This is a genomic window from Rhodococcus sp. AQ5-07 (assembly GCF_009707305.1).
Taxonomy (GTDB): domain Bacteria; phylum Actinomycetota; class Actinomycetes; order Mycobacteriales; family Mycobacteriaceae; genus Rhodococcus_F; species Rhodococcus_F erythropolis.
In genome coordinates, this window is the sequence record NZ_CP046100.1 from 66,684 (window position 1) to 91,889 (window position 25,206).

20 protein-coding genes and 2 pseudogenes are annotated in these 25,206 nt (G+C 62.0%); 12 read left to right on the top strand and 10 right to left on the bottom strand.

Annotation, left to right across the window (positions count from 1 at the left end; translation table 11 throughout):
• Nucleotides 1–368 precede the first annotated feature (368 nt).
• The 5 genes from GJB56_RS29615 to GJB56_RS29635 all read left to right on the top strand — a co-directional run bounded on the left by GJB56_RS29615 (nucleotide 369) and on the right by GJB56_RS29635 (nucleotide 7,877).
• A complete protein-coding gene (locus GJB56_RS29615) occupies nucleotides 369–1,031 on the top strand; it encodes a response regulator transcription factor (protein WP_195849643.1) in 663 nt (220 codons plus the stop codon).
• A complete protein-coding gene (locus GJB56_RS29620; RefSeq protein ID WP_113683879.1) occupies nucleotides 1,028–2,263 on the top strand; it encodes a sensor histidine kinase in 1,236 nt (411 codons plus the stop codon). Before GJB56_RS29615 ends, GJB56_RS29620 begins: the two co-directional genes overlap by 4 nt.
• Nucleotides 2,264–2,326: 63 nt before the next feature.
• The gene (locus tag GJB56_RS29625) at nucleotides 2,327–2,824 is read left to right on the top strand and encodes a DUF2231 domain-containing protein (protein ID WP_113683878.1); all 498 of its coding nucleotides are present in this window, start codon (nucleotides 2,327–2,329) and stop codon (nucleotides 2,822–2,824) included.
• A gap of 35 nt (nucleotides 2,825–2,859) precedes the next feature.
• On the top strand, nucleotides 2,860–3,507 hold the full coding sequence (locus tag GJB56_RS29630) for a HemK2/MTQ2 family protein methyltransferase (protein WP_113683877.1): 648 nt from the start codon (nucleotides 2,860–2,862) through the stop codon (nucleotides 3,505–3,507).
• A complete protein-coding gene (locus GJB56_RS29635) occupies nucleotides 3,504–7,877 on the top strand; it encodes a non-ribosomal peptide synthetase (RefSeq protein ID WP_113683876.1) in 4,374 nt (1,457 codons plus the stop codon). The genes GJB56_RS29630 and GJB56_RS29635 overlap by 4 nt, the downstream gene beginning before the upstream one ends.
• 3 nt (nucleotides 7,878–7,880) lie before the next feature.
• On the opposite strand, the gene GJB56_RS29640 is transcribed toward GJB56_RS29635, so the two are convergent.
• Both GJB56_RS29640 and GJB56_RS29645 read right to left on the bottom strand, forming a co-directional pair.
• A complete protein-coding gene (locus GJB56_RS29640) occupies nucleotides 7,881–8,315 on the bottom strand; it encodes a DUF1003 domain-containing protein (RefSeq protein WP_240190418.1) in 435 nt (144 codons plus the stop codon).
• A gap of 964 nt (nucleotides 8,316–9,279) precedes the next feature.
• Nucleotides 9,280–9,471 carry a hypothetical protein gene (locus GJB56_RS29645; RefSeq protein ID WP_113683875.1) on the bottom strand — a complete coding sequence of 64 codons (192 nt, stop codon included), beginning with the start codon at nucleotides 9,469–9,471 and terminating at the stop codon, nucleotides 9,280–9,282.
• 1,006 nt (nucleotides 9,472–10,477) lie between these two features.
• Here GJB56_RS29645 and GJB56_RS29650 point away from each other — a divergent pair.
• Complete coding sequence (locus GJB56_RS29650) at nucleotides 10,478–10,768, top strand: hypothetical protein (RefSeq protein WP_154606715.1); 291 nt, start codon at nucleotides 10,478–10,480, stop codon at nucleotides 10,766–10,768.
• A 501-nt stretch (nucleotides 10,769–11,269) separates the two neighbouring features.
• Entirely contained in the window at nucleotides 11,270–12,565 is a 1,296-nt protein-coding gene (locus GJB56_RS29655; protein ID WP_162793441.1) for an alpha/beta hydrolase, read from the top strand.
• A gap of 251 nt (nucleotides 12,566–12,816) precedes the next feature.
• Here the strand turns inward: GJB56_RS29655 and GJB56_RS29660 are convergent, their stop codons facing one another.
• A complete protein-coding gene (locus GJB56_RS29660; RefSeq protein WP_113683871.1) occupies nucleotides 12,817–14,073 on the bottom strand; it encodes a COG4705 family protein in 1,257 nt (418 codons plus the stop codon).
• Between the two features lie 139 nt (nucleotides 14,074–14,212).
• On the opposite strand from GJB56_RS29660, the gene GJB56_RS29665 reads away from it, so the two are divergent.
• The 3 genes from GJB56_RS29665 to GJB56_RS29675 all read left to right on the top strand — a co-directional run bounded on the left by GJB56_RS29665 (nucleotide 14,213) and on the right by GJB56_RS29675 (nucleotide 17,321).
• Nucleotides 14,213–15,139 carry a phosphatase PAP2 family protein gene (locus GJB56_RS29665; protein WP_113683870.1) on the top strand — a complete coding sequence of 309 codons (927 nt, stop codon included), beginning with the start codon at nucleotides 14,213–14,215 and terminating at the stop codon, nucleotides 15,137–15,139.
• Entirely contained in the window at nucleotides 15,136–15,807 is a 672-nt protein-coding gene (locus GJB56_RS29670) for a DedA family protein (RefSeq protein WP_113683869.1), read from the top strand. Before GJB56_RS29665 ends, GJB56_RS29670 begins: the two co-directional genes overlap by 4 nt.
• A gap of 113 nt (nucleotides 15,808–15,920) precedes the next feature.
• A complete protein-coding gene (locus GJB56_RS29675; protein WP_113683868.1) occupies nucleotides 15,921–17,321 on the top strand; it encodes a sensor histidine kinase in 1,401 nt (466 codons plus the stop codon).
• Nucleotides 17,322–17,542: 221 nt separating this feature from the next.
• Here GJB56_RS29675 and GJB56_RS29680 read toward each other — a convergent pair whose 3' ends face one another.
• The 6 genes and pseudogenes from GJB56_RS29680 to GJB56_RS29705 form a co-directional block, all read right to left on the bottom strand.
• Nucleotides 17,543–18,583, bottom strand: coding sequence for an ABC transporter ATP-binding protein (locus GJB56_RS29680; protein WP_113683867.1), 1,041 nt, complete (start codon nucleotides 18,581–18,583; stop codon nucleotides 17,543–17,545).
• Nucleotides 18,584–18,659: 76 nt separating this feature from the next.
• Nucleotides 18,660–18,824, bottom strand: a complete 165-nt coding sequence (locus GJB56_RS29685) for a hypothetical protein (RefSeq protein ID WP_154606716.1) — start codon at nucleotides 18,822–18,824, stop codon at nucleotides 18,660–18,662.
• Between the two features lie 255 nt (nucleotides 18,825–19,079).
• Nucleotides 19,080–19,591: pseudogene (locus tag GJB56_RS29690) on the bottom strand (hypothetical protein).
• A gap of 422 nt (nucleotides 19,592–20,013) precedes the next feature.
• Nucleotides 20,014–20,274 (bottom strand): annotated as a pseudogene (locus tag GJB56_RS32150) (MerR family transcriptional regulator); the annotation flags it as partial.
• A 1,300-nt stretch (nucleotides 20,275–21,574) separates the two neighbouring features.
• Nucleotides 21,575–21,712: a hypothetical protein gene (locus GJB56_RS29700; RefSeq protein WP_154606717.1), complete on the bottom strand. Its 138-nt coding sequence runs from the start codon at nucleotides 21,710–21,712 to the stop codon at nucleotides 21,575–21,577.
• Nucleotides 21,713–21,864: 152 nt separating this feature from the next.
• Entirely contained in the window at nucleotides 21,865–22,563 is a 699-nt protein-coding gene (locus GJB56_RS29705) for a helix-turn-helix domain-containing protein (protein ID WP_195849644.1), read from the bottom strand.
• A gap of 252 nt (nucleotides 22,564–22,815) precedes the next feature.
• Between GJB56_RS29705 and GJB56_RS29710 the strand changes: the two genes are divergently transcribed.
• Together GJB56_RS29710 and GJB56_RS31505 are read left to right on the top strand one after the other, a co-directional pair.
• Nucleotides 22,816–23,931: an ABC transporter substrate-binding protein gene (locus GJB56_RS29710; RefSeq protein ID WP_113683863.1), complete on the top strand. Its 1,116-nt coding sequence runs from the start codon at nucleotides 22,816–22,818 to the stop codon at nucleotides 23,929–23,931.
• 81 nt (nucleotides 23,932–24,012) lie between these two features.
• Nucleotides 24,013–24,609, top strand: a complete 597-nt coding sequence (locus GJB56_RS31505) for a hypothetical protein (protein WP_195849645.1) — start codon at nucleotides 24,013–24,015, stop codon at nucleotides 24,607–24,609.
• Nucleotides 24,610–24,641: 32 nt separating this feature from the next.
• Here GJB56_RS31505 and GJB56_RS29720 read toward each other — a convergent pair whose 3' ends face one another.
• Nucleotides 24,642–25,166, bottom strand: coding sequence for a hypothetical protein (locus GJB56_RS29720; RefSeq protein ID WP_230091243.1), 525 nt, complete (start codon nucleotides 25,164–25,166; stop codon nucleotides 24,642–24,644).
• Nucleotides 25,167–25,206: the final 40 nt, after the last annotated feature.

Consider the following 25,206-nt stretch of genomic DNA (forward strand, 5'->3'; position numbering starts at 1 on the left):
TGGAGAAGAGCTTGGCCGCCGGTGAATGATCCAGCCGCGCTGACTCTGTTCGAGCGGCCACCGTGCGGTTGGGGCTGCGTCGGCTGCCTGGTGTGCCGCCCGCAGGTTGCTTTGGCGCTGGAGGGCGCTGCCGCGTTCGCGGCTTCTGGGTTGGTCACGGTCATGCCCGCGACCGCGCTTGGGGTGTTCAGACTGGCTGCCACCGAAGAAAGTTTTGAGAACTCAACAATCGGTCGAGGTACTTACCCGGGGCTTAATGCCTGGTGTGGAGCTGCTGGAAATCGGTAGTTCCGTCGTGGAGCTCCGAGCTCCACGATTGCGCTGCAATCTTGGAGAGTTCTCAGAACGGACGTGGCAGGCTCGCAGGTATGGGCGCGAAACCACGAATTCTTCTTGTCGAGGACGACCGGCAATTGGCTGGCATGCTCGCGGACCTCTTCGAGGAGGAAGGGTATGGCGTCGACGTGGCTCACGACGGACAAGTCGGTCTGCATCTGGCGTTGACTCGCACCTACGATGCTTTCGTTTTCGATCGTGGGGTACCGGTCATCGACGGCGTGGAGTTGCTCAGAACCCTTCGGGCGAGGGATTGCTCAGTCCCGTCGTTGATCCTCACTGCTCGCGGTTCCGTTGCCGATCGTGTGGAGGGACTCGATGCCGGTGCCGAGGACTACTTGGTCAAACCATTCGAGATTCCCGAGTTGTTGGCTCGAATACGTGCCCTGTTGCGTCGCCGAACCGCCGTTGTGTCGATCGTGGTCGGTAGGTGGGAAATCGATCGTGCGAACCGGACGGCTACCGACACCGAGTCCGGATCGGTGACCTCGTTGTCCGAACGAGAGAGTGAACTGCTCGGGTTTCTGTGCGCATCGCCTGGGCAGGTTTTTTCTCGGACTCAGCTTCTGGGGCGTGTGTTCGGAAGTGCAGATACTCCGGGCACCGTTGACACCTATGTTCATTATCTCAGGCGGAAACTGGGCAGGGATGTCGTTGCCACGGTCCACGGACTCGGCTACCGGCTCGGATCATGATTGTCCGCAGCAAAATCACGGACGGGCAGTCGTCTGGGATCGGGTTCGGTGACGAGGCGCGTCTGCGGCGAGCCGGACGTTCAGCCGCGGTCCAAGCCGCCATTGCTCTCGGTGCCGTGTTGCTGATCGTCGGAGCGGTGTCCTATGTGGGCTATGCGCGGGCACAGGATCGGCAGATTCGTTCTGCACTGACTGAGGTCGCAGCCACAGCAGATGATGCTGACGATCCGCCGCCCGGTATGTCGCTGGCCTTTCGTTCCAATGGTGGCGTGGTTACCGTGAGCGTGCATGCCCCCAACGGGACCACGGAACTTTTGGATTCGCCTGCTGGGTATTCGGATTTCACCGATGGTGACAGCAACTTCAGGGCCCTCGTGTCCGACGGTGCGGAAGGTCGCGTCGTCGTGGTCGCGGCACTCGAGCCCTATGAATCAGGAAGGCAGCGATTACTTCTTGCTCTCGGATTTGCCGAACTCACCGGAATTGCTGCATCTGTGGGCGTGGTGGTGTTGTTGTCCCGACGTGCGATTCAGCCGCTGACGCAGGCGCTCGAGTTGCAACGTCGTTTTGTCGCCGATGCGTCGCACGAACTACGTGCGCCGTTGACCGTGCTGCACACTCGTGCGCAGCTTTTGGCCAGGCGCGGAGACTCGCTCGAGTCTTCTGAGCTTGTTTCGCAGCTCAACGGGCTGGTGGATGACACTCGGGCCCTCGGCGAAGTCATCGAGGACCTGTTGATGGCCGCATCAATGGACGACAGCGGACAACCCCGGAATCGGGTGGACATGGCGGCAGTGTGTGAGAAGGTCCGTGACAGTGTGGCCGATCATGCTCAGAAATCTGGCATTGCTGTCGACGTGAGTAAGGCCGGGACTGGAGAGCCATTGGTCTTGGGGATCGAATCGGCTTTGCGCCGAGCGGTTCTCGCGCTTGTCGACAATGCGCTTGCTCACGAGCGTCCGGGAGGGCACGTCCTTCTCCGCGTCGAGCGAGATCGCGACCACGTCAGAATTCGCGTGAGCGATACGGGAATCGGAATCGAACCTGAAGCGGTTCCGGTTCTGTTCGACCGATTCTCACATGGCCCGACTCAACCCGTCGGTAGCCGGCGATATGGCATCGGATTGTCCTTGGTTCGCGAGATCGCGCACGCGCACCGAGGGAAAGTCTTCGTCGAATCGACACCGGATGTCGGCTCGTCCTTCGAGATTGTGCTCCCGGTGGCTCGTTGACACCGAGCACGTTCGAGCAGGGTCCCCAGAACTCTCCAAGAAATTCTGCCTACGTTGGTCGACATGGGCCTGACCACGATCGGCGGATTACCTGCCCACCCGCTTCTCGTTCATTTCGTTGTCGTGTTGGTTCCGCTCTCGGCGGTTCTGGTTCTCTGCTCCGTTCTGTGGCCGAGTGCTCGGCGCAGGCTCGGGATTTTTCCACCGGCCATCGCCCTCGTCACGTTGATACTCGTACCGATCACCACCGGTGCAGGTGAATGGCTCGAACATAATTCGCCTCACAGCGAGTTGATCGAGATTCACGCCGAACTCGGTGATCAACTTCTGATCTGGTCCATTGCGGTGTTCGTGTTCGCGGCGACATGGTGGGTCCTGCATACCAATAGATTCTCCGAGTGGCGAAGCGCACGAACTTCACTGTCCGACAGTTCGACGCTGCTCCGGGTCGTGACAGTCGCGATAGCGGCGATGGCAGTTGTCGCGGCAGTGGGTTCGATGGTTCAGGTCTATCGGATCGGTGAGAGCGGAGCGAAGGCAGTCTGGCAGGAGCAGTCGTAGACATCCACCGAGTAAGTCCACGGCAGGAGCGCAGTGTGATGATTCGATTTCCCGGTGTCTATGCGCCTCAGAGCGATACTCGTCTTATCTCTGACGCAGTACGCGCCGAGAAGTTGGATGCGTCTTCTCAGGTTCTCGATTTGTGCTCCGGTAGTGGTGCGCTGAGTGTGTGTGCGGCCAAGGCCGGGGCGGGAACGGTTTTCGCCGTGGATATCTCGCGACGTGCCGCGGTGTGCACCTGGATGAACGGGCGACTCCGCGGTCACAGAATCCGCGTTCGTCACGGAGATCTCCTGGCCCCGTTTCACGGTCGTCGATTCGACCTTGTCGTCTCGAACCCGCCTTATGTTCCTACTGAGGGCGATCGTGCGCCGCGCTCCGGCCGTGCTCGTAGTTGGGACGGAGGCAACGACGGACGCCTGTTGCTCGATCGCATATGTGCGACGGCGCCGGGTGTCCTGCGGAACGAGGGCACGATATTGCTGATCCAGTCCGCACTCAGCGGCATCGATCGCACCGTCGAACTGTTCGCCGACAACGAACTCGAGGCATCGGTGGTCTCGAGGACCTCGATTCCTTTCGGCCCGGTCTTGCTGTCGCGCAGGCGATACCTGGAGTCGATCGGTGTCATCGACCCTGACCAGGTCACCGAGGAGATCGTCGTGATCCGAGCGAGACGATGACGCCGTTGACAGCCGCACAACGCTCGTTGTGGTTCGCTCAGTCCCTTGACCCGGCGACGCCGTTTGTCATAGCTCAGTTCGTTGATCTGAACGGTGAGCTGGACGCATCTCGGCTGGAATCATCGACAGTCGCCGCGCACCGTGAGTTCGGCGTTGCGGGCCTTCGTCTACGTGTGACGGATGAAGTGCCCGAATTGGATGAAGACCCTCATCTGACACTGGTCGGCGGAAGGCTGGATTTCCGTCGATACGACGATCCCGTCCGGGCAGCGATGACGTGGATGAATCGAGAGTGGAGCACGGCAACTCTCGATCCGGATACTGCCCTCACCGTCGCAAATCTGTTGCAGGTCGGCCCTCATCGCTGGTTCTGGTACTACCGTGCGCATCACATCGCACTCGACGGTTACTCCGCTGCACTTCTGATGCGCCGCGCCGCCGAGATCTATCTGTCCGCTGGTCCGGTGAGGCCGGATCAGGTCGACTCGGTTGTGGCGGATCGCGCGGCGGCGGTTGCCCGCCAGGAAAGCCGATACCGAGAATCACAACGCTGTGGCCGCGATCGAGAATTCTGGCACGAGAAACTCCGGTCAGTTCCTTCACCTCCGTCCTTGGGCACGAGTGTGATGGGCACTTCTCGGGGAAGTACGCTGCGGGCGAGTGGCACAGTGCCACTGTCCGATCTCTCGGCAGCAACCGTGATATCGGCGTTCGCGTCATACGTCGCGCTGATGTGTGGTGTCGACGACCTGTGTTTGTCGCTGCCGGTATCCGGACGAGTGACTGCTGCGTCGAGATCGTTGCCGGGCGCGATGTCGAACGTGGTTCCTCTGGTACTTCACGGAGTGGGTGCATCGACCCCCTCCTCGGCGGTATGCGTTGTCGAAAGCGCACTGAGCGAGGCACTTCGGCACCAATGTTACCGCCGGGAGGACATGTCCGCTCTGACTGACGGTCGACGGCAGTCAAGAGTGCAAGCGTTCGGTCCGGTCGTCAACATCATGTTGTTCGACAGGTCCCTGACCTTGGGCGCGGTACGAGGTCACGTCGAGATACTCACGACCGGACCGGTCGACGATATCGCGCTCAACGTCTACCCCGGTTACACAGGGAACATTCGCGTCGATCTCGAGGCCAACGGTGCGCTGTACAGCTCTGCCGAACTTTCTGCGCATCATGATCGATTCGTTCGGTTTCTCGAGGCATTCGTCGACACGCCGCCGGATCATCCTGCTCCGCGCCTGTGGACGGATGCCGAGCTGGGAGCCACGACGCCGGCGCGTGGCGAGCCTTCGGTCGAGCCCAGAAGTCTTGATTCTCTTCTGCGTTCCGCAGTGCACCGCGCTGCCGATTCGGTTGCCATCACCGACGGTGACAGATCGTGGACCTACGGGCACCTCGATCGGATGGCGGGACTCTGGAGTCGGCATTTGAAGTCCGCCGATGTAGGCCCCGATGATGTTGTTGTCGTGGCGATCCCGCGATCCATCGAATCGGTCCTGGCAATGTGGGCTGTGGCGCGAGTGGGAGCCACATACGTACCGATCGATCCGGCCCACCCCGTCGAACGGGTCGTGGACATGCTGGGTGTATGCACACCGAAGATCGGGCTCACGACTTTCGGGCTGCGAAATTCGTTGCCGTACGACCTCGAGTGGCTGTTTTTGGACCGTGACCCCGATGCTTTCGGGCCGTCCTTCGACGCCGAGCCCGCACATGCCGATCATCGGGCTTACATGATCTTCACCTCCGGCTCCACGGGCCGGCCCAAAGCGGTGTCGGTCACTCACCGTGGCCTGGCCAATTTGGCTACCGACATTCGCGAAAAATACGAGCTCGATTCACGCTCGGTAGTAATGCATTGTGCTTCAACCAGTTTTGACACGTCTGTCGTAGAGATGCTCGCTCCCGCTCTGTTCGGCGCCTCGTCGGTGATCTGCCCACCCGAGACCATTGGTGGATTCGAGCTGGAAGACCTCATCCGCCGTCATGCCGTGACACATCTACTCGTAACGCCTTCGGCGCTCGCAACATTGGCTCCGGAACGGGTGCCCTGTTTGAAATTCCTGATAGTCGGTGGCGAGAAATTACCGCACGACCTGATTCGCCGGTGGGCGCCGTTCGTGCGTGTTCGAAGCGCGTACGGCCCTACCGAGGCGACATGCAGTGTCACCATCACCGACGTCTTGAACGTCGACGATCGTGTGACACTCGGGCGGCTCATGCACGGAGTCGAGGCGGTGGTTCTCGACGCATCGCTCGAGCCGTTGTCCACCGGGGCCGCGGGGGAGCTCTACCTGTCGGGGCCTGGTTTGGCCAGAGGATACGAGGGGAGAGCGGGGGAGACGGCTGCGCGTTTCGTTGCGTCCACTCTTTCATCGGGGCAGCGTATGTTCCGAAGCGGCGATCGGGTCCGATGGACAGGCGACGCCCAACTCGAATTCCTCGGCCGCACAGACGATCAGGTGAAGGTGCGTGGGCGCCGAATCGAACTCGGTGAGATCGATTCCGTCCTGTACGCCCACCCGTCGGTCGAGTTCGCCACGACGTTAGTCCGCGATCTGGCCAACGGTTCGCCGGCGCTGGTGAGTTACGTGAAACTGCACTCGGGAATCCTGGACTCGGACGCGAGTATCGAACGCCTTCTGACACAGAAGTTGCCGGAATACATGATCCCGGTCGTCGTGATTCGCATCGACGCGGTTCCACTCACCACGAACAAGAAAGTCGATCGGGGCGCGCTCCCCGCTCCCACCTTCGAGCGGAGAGAAGCGGTACGGGTCGCAACACCGATCGAGTCCCGCATCATCCGTACATTCGAGGAAGTGCTCACGGCCACCGAGATCGGCCACAGCGATTCGTTCTTCGATCTCGGGGGAGACTCATTGTCTGCAACGCGAGTGATCGGCCGCCTCAACGCCGATTTCGGCATAAACCTCGGTGTTCGTGATCTGTTCGACTCACCGAGCGCCGCCGCGCTCGCGAGTTCCTTCGGCCAACACATCGGACGGGTGCCACAACTGGAACGAGCCGTCGACGCCTCGACGCCGCTGCTTTCACCTGCACAGGAATACATCGGCCGAGAACTCACCTCTCCTGCTCTGTACAACCTGCCCTTCACAATTCGCGTGCGCGGCAGACTCGACCACGACGCACTGGCTTCGGCCGTACATGACGTAATGGTCAGGCACGAAACACTTCGAACCGTATATCCGGATGTCGCGGGTTCGCCCAGCCCGCTAGTCGTGAATCCGGACCGGATTCCGCGCGGACTTACAGTGGTCGAAGGGAATTCGAGCGATGCAGAATCGATCGTTCACCAGACGCTCTCTCGGGGTTTCGATGTGCGTTCCGAGATCCCCATTCGCTTGATCGTATGTGCATACAATCGCGAAGATCATCTGTTGGCGGCGGTTGTCCATCACATCGCGGCAGATGGATGGTCCCTTGCCATTCTCGCGCGTGACCTTTCCGTCGCGTACGAGGCTCGGGTGCGGAACACGCATCCGACGTGGCCGGAGACCGCGGTGCGGTACTCGGACTATGCCATGTGGCGCACGGCAATTCTGGGAGCGCAGGAGGCGCCTACCGACCTCGCTGTCGGTCAACTCGAACATTGGGCGACGGTTCTCGACGGGGCACCGAGCGAGATTTCCCTTCCACTCGACCACACTCGACCCTCGATGTGGACATTCGGGGCCGGGCGAGTCGAATTCTTGCTTGACCCCGAGACGCATCGCGGGTTGACGACGTCTGCAAAGCGAGCCGAGACCGGGATGTTCACTGTCGTTCACGCCGTCTTGACGGCGACACTGAGTGCTCTGTCCGGTGACCACGACATCGTCATCGGTAGCCCGGTCGCAGGCCGGGGCCATCCGAGACTCGACGACGTCGTAGGCATGTTCGTGAACACACTCGTGCTTCGCACACACGTCGACGTTACGGCGGACTTCGACTCACTTGTAGCGCAGTGCCGCCGAGTAGAACTGTTGGCGCACGACCACAGTGATGTGCAGTTCGAGCGACTGGTCGACTACCTTGATCCTCCTCGCCACGCGTCGCTGCATCCGTTCTTCCAGGTGGCAATGTCGTTCGAGAACTTCCCTGCCGCAGTGCTCGAATCCGACGGGCTTACCTTCGAGGTCACGCCGCGGCCACTCGACATCGCCAAGTGTGACCTTCATTTTCACTTTGCCGAAGTGTTCGACGAAACCGGTGGACCCGCCGGGATCGAGGCGGCACTCGTCTACTCCGCCGATCTCTTCGACGCAGCTACCGCCACCCTGTTCGCCAAGACCCTGTCCGCAACCGCAGATGCTCTCGTGAGGAGTCCGGATGCGCCGCTGCTTGCGCTGGACACGAGCTCGTGACGGTCAGCGTGCGGTGTGTTCCGGAGTGCAGACATGCTTGTGGATCTCCCGCGAGAGTTCCGCGACGGTCTCGGTCAGTGCCGTGTTCGCCTCGATCAACTGTCGGAGTTGATTGGTGTTGTCGAGAGTGTGAACCGCGACTTCACTACTGATGGCATCCGCCCGTTTCGCCGAGATCAACAGAATTGCTCCCTGCATGCCGGCAAGCATCGACAAAAATAGATTCAGCAGAATGAACGGGTAGGGATCGAAACCGGTATTGCCGTTGAACCCTGCCCAGATCCCCATGATCGCGACGAACACGAAGACAAACGGCCACGACCCATACCGTTGCGGACCACATCGGCCGCACGCTCTCCGCGGGACAACTCCGAACCCGTACGGACTGCAGGATGCAGATGCCACCGATTCTTGCTTCCACGATTCATAGTTCGTCATTGTGCGCCTCTCAGTTCGGACTGCTCGCTCAGGACGGGCGGAAGCAGACGATCAAACACTCGAGGTCGATGTAGCCGGCACCTGCGCCGGACTCAGGCGGCATCCCCTTTACCTGATCGAAATCAGTGCCGCGGCACGATGCGATCACCAGAACCAATTGCCCATTACCAATACGAAGAGATCCATTGCTCATACGGAAGAGAGGGCTGATGCTCACGGATCGGCCAGGCCTGTATCGCTCAACGAGAGGGGGCAAAAACCCGGACCCCGCCATGCGGGTCGTTCGTGATCACGACAGAAGCCTCCTCGAGTCCGAATTCACTACGTGTAGAACATGTATCATGACCTGCGCGGACGTGGCTGCTCGAGAGATGGTTGCAGTAGTGGACGGATGATGTTCATCGCCATCGTGAATGTTTTGACGAATTCTTCTGCGACCCTTACGCAATACCCCGAGTTGGCGATTTGAGCCCTTAGGCATCGGCCCTTAGGTGTACGCCCCGACAGAATCGCGTGAAATTCAGCCCCGAGGGACGATGTGGGAACGCATTGTTCTGAGGATCGTTGACGCGATGACATCGAACCAGAACAACAATTGGCAATTCGCGAAAGCCGTTCTCCGGAGCCCGTTTACCGTCGGCGCGATCGCACCCGGTTCGGTACCGGTCGCGGCGGTCGCCGTTTGTCCACCCCCTCGATCATTCGACGGGGCGAGAGCGTGCTCCGTCGCACTACCCGCTGCAAAGGTTCCGGCGACGGTCTGTTGGAGACGGTAAGGGCCTCAGGAGTGCGAAATTCTTGGACCGGTAATCGTGGGTCGGAGACGGCAGAGTACTCGTGCGGCCGTCGATCTCGCGCTCCTGGCAGGCTCCTTCGAGTGTGAGGTTGTCAGCGGAGACTGGTCAAGTCCCGGCCACCAGACAACCACCGAATACTTCTTTGTGCGTGGGAGTCAGAGACATTCTCAGGTCTGTAGGCCGCGCCGCCGAGCGACGGCGGCAAAGCGATCGGCGGCCCTAGCCCAGACGTCGCGACCCTCGAAGTCGCCAGCCAGCGCATGCTCGGTTGAGCTTGCGATGAACTGTCGATATCGAATCATCAGAATGTCGTTGTCCAGGTCATCGGGGCCTTCTCCGAGTATGAGTTCTTTCGGCATAGTTGTCCTGTCTGACATAGCGATTATGCATATGGACGTCTCCCGGGCCTACCGCTCCGAGATGGTCGTTCCTCAACATCCCTCTGGATCGCTGCCACCGAAGATGCCGACCTGGGTGATGGGTGCTTCGAACACCGTCACTGAGAGCATTGGTGCGTCCACACCGCCCCGCCAGTACCAACTGTGCATCCCCGCCGATTGCTTCGCGCCACAGGCATCATATCGTCGATATGTTCGTACAGGGGCAGGTGCGATTCCATCCATGGCACCGCGTCGTCGAAGCTCATTCCGGGAAGGTCGAAGCTGATCGATTCGGCACCCATGTGCGTTGGATTGGTGGCGACTCCTGGCACCAGGATCCCGTATATGCCCGAGTCCTGCGTCTCGGGGGTAGCCAGGGGATATGAGGGAGCGCTCGAGGTTGATTGAGCGGGGATCGTGGGTTCATCGCTCGATCCGCAGCCGGCCACCAGTGATGCACAGACCAAGACGAGTGCCGAGGCATAGGCCTTGTTCATCTCCACATCAAATCAGACCAGAAGCACCAAAACCGTTGTTTCCGAAAGACTGTGTTGCGGTGAGCTGTCGGCTTGGCTCACCAGTCGTCTCACTCCATCAGAATGACGACGTTGCCCTGCAAGTGGTGCGGGTGTGATCACGGATCTCACCTCTCGCACCCCGAGTCAGGTGGTGCACCCAACCCTCTGAAATTGGGGGCACCACCCGTCGGTGGCCCATCCTCAGTGTGTTCGACGAACCAGTGTGGACGCTACGCAGCTGTTTCTGAAGGAACGCTGAATGCCTGGGGCGCGCAGTTCGATGGCACGACACTTGCGTGAGGTCTCCGGTCCAGTCTGATGTCTTCTCCGTGCGCGTGATCCTCGGGTGGTGCGAGGCCGGCGGAGGTGGCTTCGCGGGCGCTTGTGGTGGCGAGATCTTCAGCGAGGCTTCAGGTTGCCGGGCGCAGGATGAAGGGAAGCATCGGGGCAGTGAGGAACAGTGATGGTTGTTGTCGACTCTTGCCCGCGTATGGGTGGACGCCGGCGCTGTCACCGGTATGGAACTCGGCATCCATTCCGGGATGACGATGTTCTCGTCGTGGGCGCCCGACATTTCGGGCGTGTTGGCTCCGACCACTCTGATGCCTGATATTCAACAAGATCCGAATCGGTATCTGGCGCCGGATCGTCGCGACTTCTTCTACATCACACTGTGGGAGCCGACTCCGCAACAGCCTTCGATCTTTTCGCCATCCGTTCCTTCGATGATGACTGCGGCAAGGTTCGACGGGTCGTGAACGCCATCCGCGATACCTACCACGGATGCCGCTCGGCGAATTCAGCTCGGCGACGCCCACGCGGTGCACCACGGCGTGCTGTCGACAGCGGGCTTCCGTCACCTCGAGCGATACGTTCGTGAAAAATCATCTGAGTTGTCGTCCGCAGACGTCGAAGTCAGCGCGGTTCGATGAGTGCAACAATGGCCCCTTCGGGGCGCTCTTTCCGTGCTTGTGGCGTGGTGGTGGGCTCGGCCCTCACCGATCACAGCGCCGATTCGTTCCGGTTGACGGTGAAAGCTGTTGTGTCAGTGAGGGAAGAGCATGTGATGGCGGTCTGCTACCTTCCCTGTTCCGGTAGCTGTCTCACTTGGGGTTACCAGCTTGGCTGCGCTCGGTCGCGGGGGAGGGTTTCCCAGCTGTCAGCGGTCCGCGTGGCGCTGTTCACGTTGCGCGGTCATGTCAGTGTCATTTACTTGCCCTACTGTGGTCGCCGCGAACGGATGCCGGAATGCAGGAGTGATGGTTTTGCTGGACATATCGCTGATCGACGGACCCGTTCGGATACTGATTCTCGCACTGGGATGGTCCGCGTTGGTGTGGCTGCTGCGCGGACGTGGACGACGGTGGTGGCTCGCTCGTGTGCCGTTGAGCTTAGGGATCGGTGTTGTTGCGGCGATCGCCTTGTCGGTGGGAGTGAACAAGATCTGGAAGCCGTTTCCGGACGCCGTTCCTGCTGTTGCACTGCTGTGGGTGGGGATTCTCTTCGCCGCCGGCTCGCTCTCACTGCTTCGCCGAACGTCGTGGGCGGTGAAAGTTCTCGCAATGGTCGCAGTCGGTGCGATAGCAGTCTGCGGCTTGGCGCAGGTCAATCAAGAGTTCGGAACATACCCGACCATGCGCGGCGTTCTCGGTGTCAGCCTTGCCGACGAAATCGACTTCGACAGCGTCCCCGGCCGCACCGAAAACCTAGTCACAGTGAATGCCGGTGCATCGCTCGGCGCAGTGTGGTCACCGCCGTCGGATATGCCAGAGGATGGTGTGGTCACCACCGTCGACATTGCGGGAACGGTCTCGGGATTCCGCGCCCGCGATGCCTGGATTTATCTTCCTCCGGCATACTTGGCCACCCCACGGGCGCAGTTGCCGGTACTCGTGCTGGTGCCCGGCCAACCCGGAACTCCACGAGATTGGTTCGACGGTGGACGGTTGAACGAGGTGGCAGATGCCTACGCGCACGATCATTCAGGTTTGGCGCCTGTCGTCGTGGTGGCCGATTCACTGGGCGATCAATTCTCGCAACCTCTGTGCATGGACTCGCCCACCGCGAACGCCTTCACCTATCTCAGTGTCGACGTCCCCGCGTGGATCGAGACGAACTTACAAGTCGACCCCGATCATGGTCACTGGGCAGTCGGAGGATTCTCTGCGGGCGGAACGTGTGCGCTCGTGCTGGGGGTGAACGCACCCACTGTCTATCCGACTTTCGTAGACATCACCGGAGAAGACGAACCCAGCCTCGGCTCGCGTGAGCTGACCGTGGATCGCGTGTTCGACGGAAACGGTGAGGCGTTCAGCAAATTCAACCCTCTTGATGTTCTCAACCGCGGAGACTTCAAGACCAGTACCGGCACAATCGTTGCAGGAGAGGAGGATCCGGACCTTCCCCAGGCTCGTCATGTGCTTGACGCGACGACCGCTGCCGGTATGGCCGTTCGGTATCTCGAACTTCCCGGCGGGCACTCGTGGTACGTGTGGGGGCCAGGGCTGGAACAGTCACTTCCATGGTTGGCGAGGCGTGTGGGCTTGACAGCCTGAACAATCCTGCGCCACGGGAGAAGCCCGCCCGACCTTCGGCACCCGGACGGCCTTCTGAGCAGGCGCGCATGCGTGTGAATGCGGAGCGCGACCGCCGTCGACAACGATGCCACTCTGCTCCTGAGAAAACCCTGAACGCGCAGCCGTGCAATCGATCAGCACCATCTATGGAAAGTTCGACGTGCAACTCGCCTCACAGGGCTCCTGTGTACCGCCGACTGCGGGGTTACGCGCGTGCAGCGTGTGGTCGTCTACTGAAGTTCGGTCAACAATGCGGTGAGAGTTTGGGTTTCGTTAGCCGGATCGGGTGTGCTGGCCCGAACCGATTTGAGGACGCTGTCGATCCGGCCGTCGAGTGCACCCCAGACAGTCGCGTCGAGGGGGCGCAAAGATGTTTCGTCGTCGTCCCATGCGGTTTCGAGGTCTTTGATCCGTGCAACCGCGCCGGTGTGGTCACCGGCTTGCACCTTTGTCAGCGTGTCCTGCGTGATGGCGCGGAAGTTGGCGATGTCTGTGGACGGGAACACGGCGCTGACCTGCCCCGGCGTGAGGGTCGCGCTCGCCGCGGCCGTGCCGGTTTCCTCTTCGCTCGCCAGGGCCTCGTGCGGCTGGGCGGAGGCCCACACGAGCAGTGCACCGGCCGCGACGGCGACTGCGGCGTAGTAGCCGAGCATGATCCGTTCGCGTCCCCGAGGCGATGTGCCGGTCGGCGGGGGTGGGAGTTCGGGTTCGGTGACGACGTCGCGGCGGGTAATCGTGAGATAGACGACCGTCGCCACAATCGCGAGGAGGAAAATAGCGCTGGTGAGAGCTGTACCTGCACCGAGACCACGATCGGTGGACGAGGACGCAACCCAGTCGCCGAGGTTGGCGCCGAGCGGACGGGTCAGCACGTACGCGAGCCAGAAGGAGAGCACTGCGTTCGCGCCCAGCCGCCAGCCGATCACGATCAGGACGATCAACCCGGCAGGCAGCAGGACCGAGATGCCGGGCCCCCATCCGGTGATCTCGAGTGTCCAATCGCCCGCGGCAGTGCCGAGGGCGAAGGTGACCAGAACAGCAAGCCAGTAGAACAACTCCCGCGGCACCGAGACGATGCTGTGAATCGACAAGGTCCCTTCACGGGCGAACCAGACACCGAAAACCACAGCCAGGGCCGCGGCGAAGACGCTCGTACTCACCGCAAGTGGCACACCCAGATCGTCGGTCAGGACGTCGGTGTAGAGGGTGCCGGCGACGCTGAGCACCACAACCGCCAGCCAGTAGACGAACGGTACGTAGCGGTTGAGGCGCAACTGCCACACCAGGACAACGGCAAGTATCACCGTGAAAATGAGGGCGGTCGTGTTCAGGCCTAGACCCAAGGTCATGTTGATCCAGTCGGCGAAGCTTTCCCCGACAGTCGTGCACAGGATCTTGATGATCCAGAACCAGACCGTGATCTCGGGGACCTTACTCAGCATCACTCGCCGGGTCGTGGCAGCTTCAGATCTCGTTGTCTCACTCACAGATCCGACCGTAGAGAGACGATGCTGAAAACGCCCTGAGAGAGGCCGCGCACCTATTCGTGCCGACGGTCTGCCCGGCCGGAAGGGCGCGATCGGCGTCCCATTCTCAGCGGCTCCACAGCTGCCGACTTCGATACTGATGGGGTTGAAAGTAGTGGAGCCACCTTGGCTGTCATTGGTATCGGCGGCGGGGCACGGTGCGTCGGTCCGTATGAACCTGGTCGGGAGGGCCCACGAATTGGTGTCCGGCATACATCAAGGCGCTGCAGCCGCGATCGCTCTGGCCGTGTTGGTCGGGGGAGTGGCGCTATTTTCGGGTGCCTCGCTTTGGCGGAGCCTGTCAGGAACTCGCCGCTCGGCCGGAACGGCGCTGATCTGCCTGCAGGGCGCCGGATTGGCGGCGGCGTTTGTCGCGCTGGCGTATCAGGTAAAAGCTGGAGACTGGTTGACCAGCGCGGACCCGGCGGTCTTGGGTTGGTTCACCGGGCACCGCTCGGACTGGGTGACCGGACCGGCTATCGCTGTTACCGACGCCGGCGGGCCGGTGGGCACCGTCGTCCTCGCGGTCGTGATCGGTGCGGTGCTGTCCCGGCGAGCCCGATCGCCGATCCCCGCGCTGATTCTCATCGGGACGGTCGGTGGGGCTGCGCTGGTCTCGACCGTGACGAAATCCGTTGTCGGGCGGTCACGTCCCCCGATCGCGTCCCAGGTTCTGCTCGAGACGGACCATTCCTTTCCGTCCGGGCATGCGACGGGGGCGATGGCGTTGTTCATGACGGCCGCTCTCCTGCTCGGGTATGCCTGGTCTCCGGCCCGGCGGGTGTTGTTGCTGGTGACGGCCGCAGTCGTGGCGGTAGTGGTGTCGGTGACTCGCCTGTACCTCGGTGAACACTGGCTCAGCGATGTCATCGGCGGCATGCTCCTCGGCAGCCTCGCCGCAGTGATCGGCGGCGCGCTCTACACGAGCTGGATGGCCCGCTCCCACGACCGGCGCTCCAGAGCCTTGGGCCCGAGCAGCACTGCCCGGGACCGCAACAACCCGACGACGATGGGACAACCAGCATGAACGTGGCAATGGGACCTGGAATATTGGACGCTTCGACACTGCTGGGCACCCTGGGGTTGCTCGGCGTCCTCGGCGCCGTCGTCATCGAAACGGGCCTGCTCGTCGGCTTCTTCCTGCCGGGCGACTCGTTGCTGTTCACTGCCGGAGTCTTCGCCGCGCAGCCGCATCCGTTCGCCCCACTGTGGTTGCTGCTTCTCACCATCCCGATCGCTGCGATCGTCGGCGATCAACTCGGCTTCCTGATCGGACGAAAGGCAGGGGCGGCAGTATTTCATCGGCCCAGTGCCAGACGGATCGGCCCGAAACAACTCGAACAGTCGCGGAGGTTCTTCGACCGCTACGGCCCGCGCACAATTTTGTTGGCCCGCTTCGTCCCCGTCGCCCGCACCATCGCGCCGGTCATGGCCGGCGCATCCGGGATGAAGTACCGCACCTTCACGGTCTACAACGTCATCGGCGGCACCGTCTGGGGAATCGGGGTACCGACACTGGGGTACCTGCTCGGCGGAATCGGATTCGTCCGCAGTCACATCGAAGAGATTCTGATCGTAATCGTGTTCCTCTCCGTCGCACCGCTCCTGATCAACGCTCTGCGGTCACGACAGCAGAGAACAACCCAGCCGGCCCGCCAACAGGACAACGTCTCGACCGCAGACAGCGACCTGTGACGGCGAACCCGGCCGGAATGCGCGTTTCGTGACCGCGCTGAACCGTCAGATACTCGCCGATCGGATTGTTGTCATCGACGCCGCAGAGGACCGCGCGAGCGGATGATGACCGCATGAGGTCGGTACCCGAATGGCTCAGACCCTCGGTGTGGGGACTGGCGATCCGGTCTGCACTGGCTGCGGCCGGTGTCGTGACCATCGCCCTGGCGCTCGGGGCGGCGGCGTTGCTGTTCGTACTGGACCGGGCCCTGCTCTCGGCCCTCGACGACGCCGCGACCATCCGAGCCCAGGACATCACCACCAGCCTGCAGTCGGACTCACCCACAGACCTCGACAGTGAGTTGTTCGGCACCAATCAACGCATCGTCCTCGTCCAAGTCATCGATCCGACAGGGCACGTCGTGCGGACATCGGACCCCGACCCCGGCGCCCCGGCGACCGATACGCGCCCGCCCGCCGGTGGGCCGCCGGCGCGGGGACTGTCCGGGCCGACCGACCATGGGACAGATCTCCGGATCACCGCGCAGGGAGCCTCCAGCGGCGCAACCGATTACACCGTCCTCGTCGCGGTGAGCGCAGAATCTGTAGAAGCCACCGTCGCCACCGTAGGTGGACTCCTCGCCCTCGGTGGCCCGGCCATCGCCCTCGTCGCCGCAGTAGCGACCTACACACTGGTACGGCGTTCGCTGCGATCGGTCGAACACATCCGCACCCAGGTCGCCGCCATCTCGAGTAACGACCTCGGTGAACGGATTCCCGTGCCCACGCCCCGCGACGAGATCACGGCGTTGGCCCGGACCATGAACGACATGCTCACCCGAATCGACGCCGGCCACACCGCGCAACGCCGATTCGTCGCAGACGCATCCCACGAGCTACGAAACCCATTGACCACCCTCACCCTTGCCCTGGAGCTGGCGGACGCCCGCCCAGAACTGCTCGATCACGAACTCGTACGCGAAACATTGCTACCCGAGGTCACGCGCATGCATCTACTGGTCGACGACCTGCTGCTGCTCGCACGCGCCGACGAACACGGCCTACCCCTGCGGCTCGGCGACGTGGACCTCGACGACGTCGTGGACGCAGAAGTCCACCGCGCTCGCGGTGGGACCGAGAAGACGATCACGGCCGCGTTGAGCCCTGTGCGGATCTGCGGCGACCACACCCAACTCGAGCGCGTAGTGCGCAACCTCATCGACAACGCCATCCGATTTGCGGCACAGACCGTCCATGCGCAGGTAATGCAGTATGGGGACACCGCGCAGGTCATCGTCTCCGACGACGGCCCCGGCATCCCGCAGCCAGATCGGGACCGAGTCCTCGAACGGTTCGTGCGACTCGACAATTCCCGTGAACGCAACCTCGGCGGTTCGGGCCTCGGCTTGGCGATTGTTGCGGAAATCGTTTCCGCCCACCGAGGTTCGGTACGGATCGGTGACAGCGGACAGGGCGGGTGTCAGGTCGTGGTCACACTTGCGGCGAGTCCGGTGACCCCGGCCGAGGAGTCCTGAACCGATACTCGGCGCGGCAGAGTGCGCGTCGGGGCGTGCGCACCAAGGATGATCGCACCAAAGACGATTCTGTCTCCGGCTGGCTTCGCGACGTCAGACCGACCAGGCAGTCGATTCGGCATCAGAGGTGGGTGCCCCAGCACGCCGGGCGAGACTAGGCTGCGTCTTGAAGATGGGTCCGTAGTTGCGGTCCTCCTCCGGATCCCTGATGCGTTCGGATCTCAGGCGGGGTATGTCACGGCGGGGCCGGCGACTCGGATGCCGACGCCGTCTCCGGGGGTGAGAGCGGTGGCACCGAAGCGGCGGACCGTGACTCGTTCGGCGTCTGTTCCGCTTGCGGTGTCCAGGCGGATGCCGAGCAGCATCTCGGATCCAAGGTATTCGATGTCGACTACCGTCCCGGATATGCCTGCGCCGTCCGGGGTGAGTTCGATCTGTTCCGGCCGCACCATGATGCGGGCGTCGCCGTGAATGTCATTCGGCGACACAGCGATATCGCCGAGCGCAGAGTGGGCTGTGCCTTCCACGACCTGTGCAGACAGAACGACGGCGTCACCGATGAACTGCGCGGTGGGGACATCGATGGGGGTGGAATAGATTTCGCGTGGGGTACCGATCTGCGCGAGGCGTCCGGCGCTCATGACCGCCATACGATCAGCGAACGAGAGAGCCTCGGGCTGATCATGGGTGACGAGGATGGTGGTGATTCCGGCCTTTGCCAGGACATCGGCGACGATCCGCCGGGTAGTGGCCCGCAAGCCGGCGTCGAGCGCGGAGAATGGCTCGTCCAGCAGCATCAGTTCCGGTTCGCGGGCCAGTGCACGAGCGAGCGCCACGCGCTGTTGCTGCCCGCCGGAGAGCTGGTCGGGTCGCCGGCTCGCGTAGGAGGCATCGAGCGAAACCATCTCGAGCAGTTCGGCGACCTTCGATGCGGTCCGATCACGGCGGGGCAGCCCGAACTCGACATTGGCGCCAACAGTGGTGTGCCGGAACAGCGCTCCGTCCTGGGCGACGTATCCCACCGACCGTTGGTGCGCGGGCGTCCAATTTTCGCCTGCGACGATACGGCCGGCAAGGGCGATGGTGTCGGCGTCCGGTTTCTCGAACCCGGCGATCAGGCGGAGCAACGTGGTCTTCCCGCAGCTTGACGGCCCGACAATAGCGGTAGTGGATCCGGCCTCGACGCCGAACGCGATCTGGTGGAGGCCTGCCGCGGAGCCGAACCTCTTGTCGAGCCCTGCCACTTCGAGTGCGTTGGTCATAGTCCGGCTACCTTTTTCCAGCGCACCTCCGCCAGACGGTTGACCTCTCCCCCTGAACGACGCGAGCTGGTGTCGGTTACATGCCGACCGGTGGGCGGGATTCGGACTGACGACAGACCAGCTCGTCACGGACGATCTGCAATCGGAGCTCCTCGCACCGACCCAATTCGTTCTGGCTCTCGAGCCTGTTCAGCTCCGCGACCAGCTCCGTATCGGTCATGGCGCGCCGTACGTCCTTCATTTGAGATGCCTCTCGATCCGCAATGTTCTCGTCTCGGCATACCCCCGACCAGTCGACCGGTAATCAGGGAGGGGGCTGGCCAGGGATGCACCCTCATCGGCTAAACACCCTGGCCAGCCCCTTGAGCGGTGAGGATACAGGCGCTGAGTGACGGTAAGGGTGTCGAACGTGGGGCTTGCTGCTCGGAAGATGAGCGGCAGTCGGACGACGCCGGCTTCGGTGGCCGATTCTCTGTCGCAGGGGAGGACGGGAGGCTCAGTCCTTGGTCGGGCGGTCCCAGATCGCGTGGTGGACAGCTGGCCAGAACTCGAACCCCGCGGTTGCGAGGCCGCCGACGCCGATGACGCCTATCGCGGCGTCGACGCTGATGCGTCCCTCGTTGGCCCAGTACACATCTTGCAGATCGAGAAGCAACGCCAGCTCATCGACGATCAATGCGGATCCGGCGCCGTAAGCAATTGCGGCCGCGGGATGGCGACGGTGCCGTTCAGTGCCGCGCAACGCGACGGCCCCGAGGCCGGTGAGCATGCCGATCCCGATGTTGTAATGGTGAAAATGTTTGCCGCCGATACTATTCCGCCACCGCTGGGACCGTGCCCGGCCCTGATCCAGTGAGTCAGCACGCGCACACCGCCAAAGGTCACGGCGAACGCGGTCCACGCCCACACCGCAGAGCGTTCGCCCGGGTCGAGATTGTTCTCCCAAGCTTCCCGAATCTTTGTCCACCGTCGGCTCGAGAACCGCGGTGAACCGTCCGGGAACGACACATCGCGAGATGCGTTCTCGGGTGTCGGATCGTGCAGGTCGGCCACATCGCCCATAGTGGCACTGGAATCGGTGAGTTCGCGGCAGTTTGCCTGGATGCGGTGCTGACAACGATTTCCGCTCGACAGATGACGGGTGACCGTCGCTGCTGCTGTCAGCCTGCTCGACGAGCTAGACCCTACGGATCGCCCATTGCGTTTGACGTGGGCTGCACGCGATCGTGAAACGCACTAGTCAGTCCGTGACCTTGGAATGGCGGACTTCCGCGAGCGGTTCGCGAACGCCCTCGGGCCTAAAAATTTAGGTCGGACAGCGTCGGGACTTCCGTGTTGATGCGATCGATTCCTACTTCACTGACGAGATCGAAGCTGGCGATTGTGCGCGACGCGAGTTCGCGATGGAGGTAGCCAGTCCTACGTTGACAGATTGTCCGGCACGCGGCCTCGAGTGGGGTGCCGGCGGCGACGAGTTCGTGGGCGCGGGCGGCGATGCGCAGTTGATAGCGCGAGTAACGGCGGTGCCCACCGCTGGAGCGTTGTGGGGTGAGGAGTTTCGCGGCGTCGAGGCCGCGGAGGAACGCTTGCCGGACACCGAGAATGTCGGCGGCGTGGCCCATGCTGTAGGCGGGATAGTCTTCGTCGTCGAACGTGCCGGACAGCTCGCGGGCGGATGTGTCTGCCGAGATGGCGGTCTTCTCTCACTGGAATGGACAGGGCCCCCGGCGCGGGGGGTGCGCCGGGGGGCCGAGACGGGTCGAACTCACTCACTGAACCAGTAACAACTGCACTCTTTTGAGCTTCCGAACTCGCACACCATGTCCGGTAGCCCTCGTGAAGGTGGTGCCGGGACCTGAACTACACACTTAAAACACAACTTTCGGTCCCGGCACGTCCCTGCCCTGCGGTACTGCGTGCGGGTAGTTCGTCTCTCCCGCACTTCTTGATTTCGTTCCTGCGAGAGAAAAGATACAACACGCGTCTGGAGAATGTCTACCCTGGCGGCTGTAGAAATTTTGGATCGAACGGTCACGGTTTCGATGCTGGGGGAGATGCCTGGTCGGCGGCGATGTCGCCTGTGGATGGCGGGCCGGAGTCGGGGGACCCAGTGTCGTCCTCTGGGGTGGGGGAGCGGAATCGTAGCGCGGTGATGTGATCCGCCAGCGCTGAGGCCTCGCCCCACACGCGGGGCCGTGGGCATGAATGAGGCGATGCGCTCACAAGGTGGCTTGCGAAGGAGCGGAACGGAGGACTCGACGGTTCGCAAACTTCGTAGAGGCGAGCAAGGATGCACTGCCGGGTTCGGTTACGTGTTCATATCGAAGGGAATTCAACCGAACACATACCGGATGTTCTGTTTAAGGTGGAGGGGTGCGCGGTCGCACGGACGAATGACCCGCACTGATAGTGGGTCATCTGGGTTGTGTGCTCAACGCAGATGACGTTGAACCGCCCCGGCTCATCGTGAAAGAGTCGGGGCTTCGGCGGCTTCGCTGTTGAACCGCCAAAGCTGACCGAATTTTATGCAGATCCCTGTATCACGTAAAGGATCGCAGCGCGGTTGATCCCAGAGCCGTTGACGAGCGCAGCTGGTGACGCCAGGTGCTCGTTTGGCCGACCAGATCGTTTGCAGCTCAAGGACGCAACTGAACAATCCTTCTTACTGATAAGGTTTTTAGGCCATTCTTTCAATGAAAGGTCATGCACTGCAACGAAATATGTACCTCGTGAACGTGTGTATCGTCAGTATGGAGTGGCAGCGTCGATACCAGAGTGAGAGTGGACGTCCTGCAGCCTCGGCCGCAGCGATGCGCTCGTCGATGACGTCGCTTCCTGCGTTCTGTTCGACCCCGGTACGGATCGCGACGGCGACGGCGCGGGTGCGGTCGGCGGGGCCCGAACGTCGACGTCGCGAACCTGTCAGTGTCGTTGCCCATTCTCGTGCACTTCGGTGGCGGCGGGTGGGGTAAGGGCCGGGCCGCAGCATGGTCAGCCATGAGTGCTCTCCGGTTCGGGTGCAGCACCGGTATCTTCGGTGTGGCTGCTCGGCAGCACTTTCTGTATTTCAGCCGGGATCGGCAGCGCCCCCTGCTTGTCCGGCTCTTCACGAGTGAACTTGCGGTCCATGAGATCGCTCGCGGCGGGGGCTGATGTTGTGGTCGAACACGTGTATTTCGCGGAATCCCTTTCGCGCCATAAACTTTCACGAGTGCGATGTTGCCATGGCAAACGCCAGGAAACGCTGGGGGCTCACAAGTCTGCGGACCATCCCGGTGTGACTACTGGCGGTGAGTGCGGGCGTATGCGGATGGGGTAGTACCGAAGACACTTCGGAATGCTGCGATGAATCCGCTGGTGGTGGAGTATCCGGTGCTGGCGGCTATGGTAGCCACCGCTTGTCCGGCGGCGAGCGCTTCGAGGGTGGAGTGCATGCGTGCTCGCGTTCGCCATTGCGTGTAGGAGAGTCCGGTCTCGGCGGAGAAGGCGCGCATCAGTGTTTTCGTGCTGACGCCGGTTTCGTGTGCCCACTGCTGCAGGGTTCGGTTGTCTGCGGGGTTGTCGAGGATCGCGGCTGCGATGGCTCGTGCGCGTCGATCGTGTGGGAGCGCGAGAATGTCCTTGCGTTCGGGGGCGCGTTCGAGTAGGCCGAAGAGCGTCTGTACGCATTGTTCACGATGTTCGTCGTGGACCGCGCTCCCGGTGAGGTAAGTCAGCAATTCGGTCGCTAGTGGGTGTGCGGTGACGACAACCGGACGTTGCCAGCGTTGCCCACCAGGCGAAAGCTCGGGATGGACGTATGCGCTGACGAGCGCGCCGGCGGTCATAATCGTCATCTCGTGTACGAGGTAGCTCGGTAGCCAGATCATGTGTTCGGTATGCAGGTGCAGTCGCCGGTTGTCGACGTCGATCTGCATGCGGCCCTGGCGCATCCACGCGATCTGATGCTCGCGGTGTCGGTGGGCACCGAACGAGGTCACCGTTTCGACGTTGTGCTCGAATACATGGAAATCGCCAATAGTCCTTTCCGGCGTAGTCATTGCCTCTGAACTTGTCCTTTCCGTAGCGAGATACCTCCGATGAGACAGACCGTGTGTCGTGTCGGGAGTATGTGTGTCTCCTTCGAGGCATAGCGCCAATAGCATGGCAAGGCTAACCTCAAGCTGCCGCGGCGGGGTTGCCGATGGGCTGTTCAGGCATTCGCTTTCCTACAAACATTGAGGACTCAACACATGTTCGGCGTTCATCAGGGACGATTCACGCTGCGAGGATTACGCGAAAAAGGACTCGCCTTCGCGGCGGCAGGAATGGCGTTGTCCGTCGTGGCGGGATGCGGTTCCGCACCAGTGGATACGGATCAAGCAATCGATCTGACATCCGATCCAGCAGCATGCGCGGACAGCGACGCCACGCCCGCGATCGATCGTGCATCCGGGCCGTTCATCTTCACCGACGGTCGCGGCCGCACCATCGCGCTGGATCGTCAACCCGAGAGCATCATCGCCGATGAGGAATCTGCGGCAGCGCTCTACTCGTACGGCATCAAGCCGACCGCGATCTGGTCCACCACCCCGATGGACAAGAGCCCGATCCTGCAGTGCCTGGACCTGACAGGGGTGCAGTCGGTGGGCGAGGCATGGGGGTCGATCAGCGTCGAATCTGTACTCGCATTGGCTCCTGATTTGATTGTCGGAGAATATAATCCGCGATTCGAGCAATTCGGTAAGCTGACAACAAAAGGCGACACCACGAAGTCGGATGTCCTCGACAGCGCCGCTCCCACCCTCGGTGTCACGCTCGAGACGACGTCGACCGAAAAAACCATCGACAACTACCAAGAATTGGCTCGAGCGCTCGGTGTGAACATCGATGGTGGCCGTCTGGCAGAAATCAAAGCCGACTTCGAGGCGGCAGTGGAGAACTTCCGGCGGGTCGCAGCCGAGAAGAAGGACGTGATCGGGATGGGTATCTGGCCGCTCGATGTTGCCTACATCCTGGACCCGACGGCAGATCCGGACTTCAGTGACTACCTCAGCTGGGGACTGGCGATGTACCGGCCGGAAGCCACGGACGACGGTTACTGGAAAAAAATTTCTTGGGAGAACATCACCACCGTCGACGCGGATTTGATGTTCATCTACCACGACGTCGCGAACGCGGCCGATGTCCAGCTGTCCGAACTCTCCGACCAGTACCCCACTTTCGGCACCCTCTCGGGTGTCGACGCCGGACAGATGGTGCTCTGGGACTACGGCGCCAACAAGAGCTACCCGCGCTACACCAAAACCATCAATGCGTTCGCTGATGCTTTGAGCAAGTCAGAACCCGTGATCCCCGCCGACCGCTAACGCCGCACAACCTCGATGTGGTCGTCCCTGTCCAGAATCTGGGCGGGGACCGCATCACCGATAAAGGAGGAGTCGCGAAAGGTGCCCGATCCAGCGCCCTGCGACGACGCAGCCCGTAACGCGACACCTCTGCTCAGTGAGCTGAAACGACGGGGAGCTCGCCAAGGACAGATGCTCGGCTACCGCGTCGAAGCGGTCGGGCAAGGCTCACAGTTCGTCGACCTTGCTGTCGGCGAAACAATGGATGAGGAACTGTTCGAGTGGGAGGGGCCTGCCGTCACGCAGGAGGAGCGCCAGCTGTTGCTTCGAGAGGAGCATCTTGCCGCGCAACGCGAGCAAGTGCAGTGGTTCACGAACAATGTGACTGACGAACACTTGACGGTGCGAGTGCCTGTCGATTTCACCCCGGACAGCATCCGTTCAATGGACTCTGGGGGTTTCGACGCGTCGAACCGTGTCGCGATGCTCTCTCGGCGCCCGCGAAGCGCGCGAGGCTGGGAACCGAAATGGGGCGTGCCCCATTACGTCTGGTCGACCCCGCTGTGGGACTGGGCAGCTGGGGCGATCCATGCCGACTTGGACCGGGCAGCGGTTGAAGAACTCCGACAACGCTTGCATCCGGGCGAACCGGCGGACCGCATTCGAAGAATTGATCCACCCGGGCGAGGACGTATCTAGCGGATGCCTTTAGTCCGGTCCTGCCTCCTGGTCTAGTAGTTCATGACCAGTTGGTAGCGGTACCAGGGCCCGCCGAGATTTTCGACGGTGAGGTCGCCGTCACGGCCACCCGGGGGGTGGCTGGGGGAGTAGACCCAGCCCGACTCGCTGGTGAAGCCCCGCCGCGCGTCGGTGAAATACACTTCGCCTGTGGGCATTTCGTAGGCACGGTCTACTTCGAAGCGGCCGATCCGTTGACTGTCGAGCGTGTCGGAGTCCGGGGTGGCGAGCAGTCGCCGGGCGATGGCCTCAAATTGCGGACGGTCATTGTCGAACTGTGGGGCGCTGACGAGGGTCACGATCACGCCGAGTGCTGTCACCAGTGGCCAGGCGAGCATCCACCACGCCCCTCGGTGATCGTGTCGTAGGGCGATGATCGTGGAGACTGCCCAGATGCATCCGGTAGTCAAGAGAAGCAGTGCCGCCGCTGCGGCGGTGAAGTACCAGTCGTTTCCCGGTGGCCACCAATGGCCCCGCGCCAGCACGAGCAGCACCAGTGCTGTGAGGGTAGCAACCATGACCACGATCCACGACAGGGTGCGTGGTCTGCGAGCACCT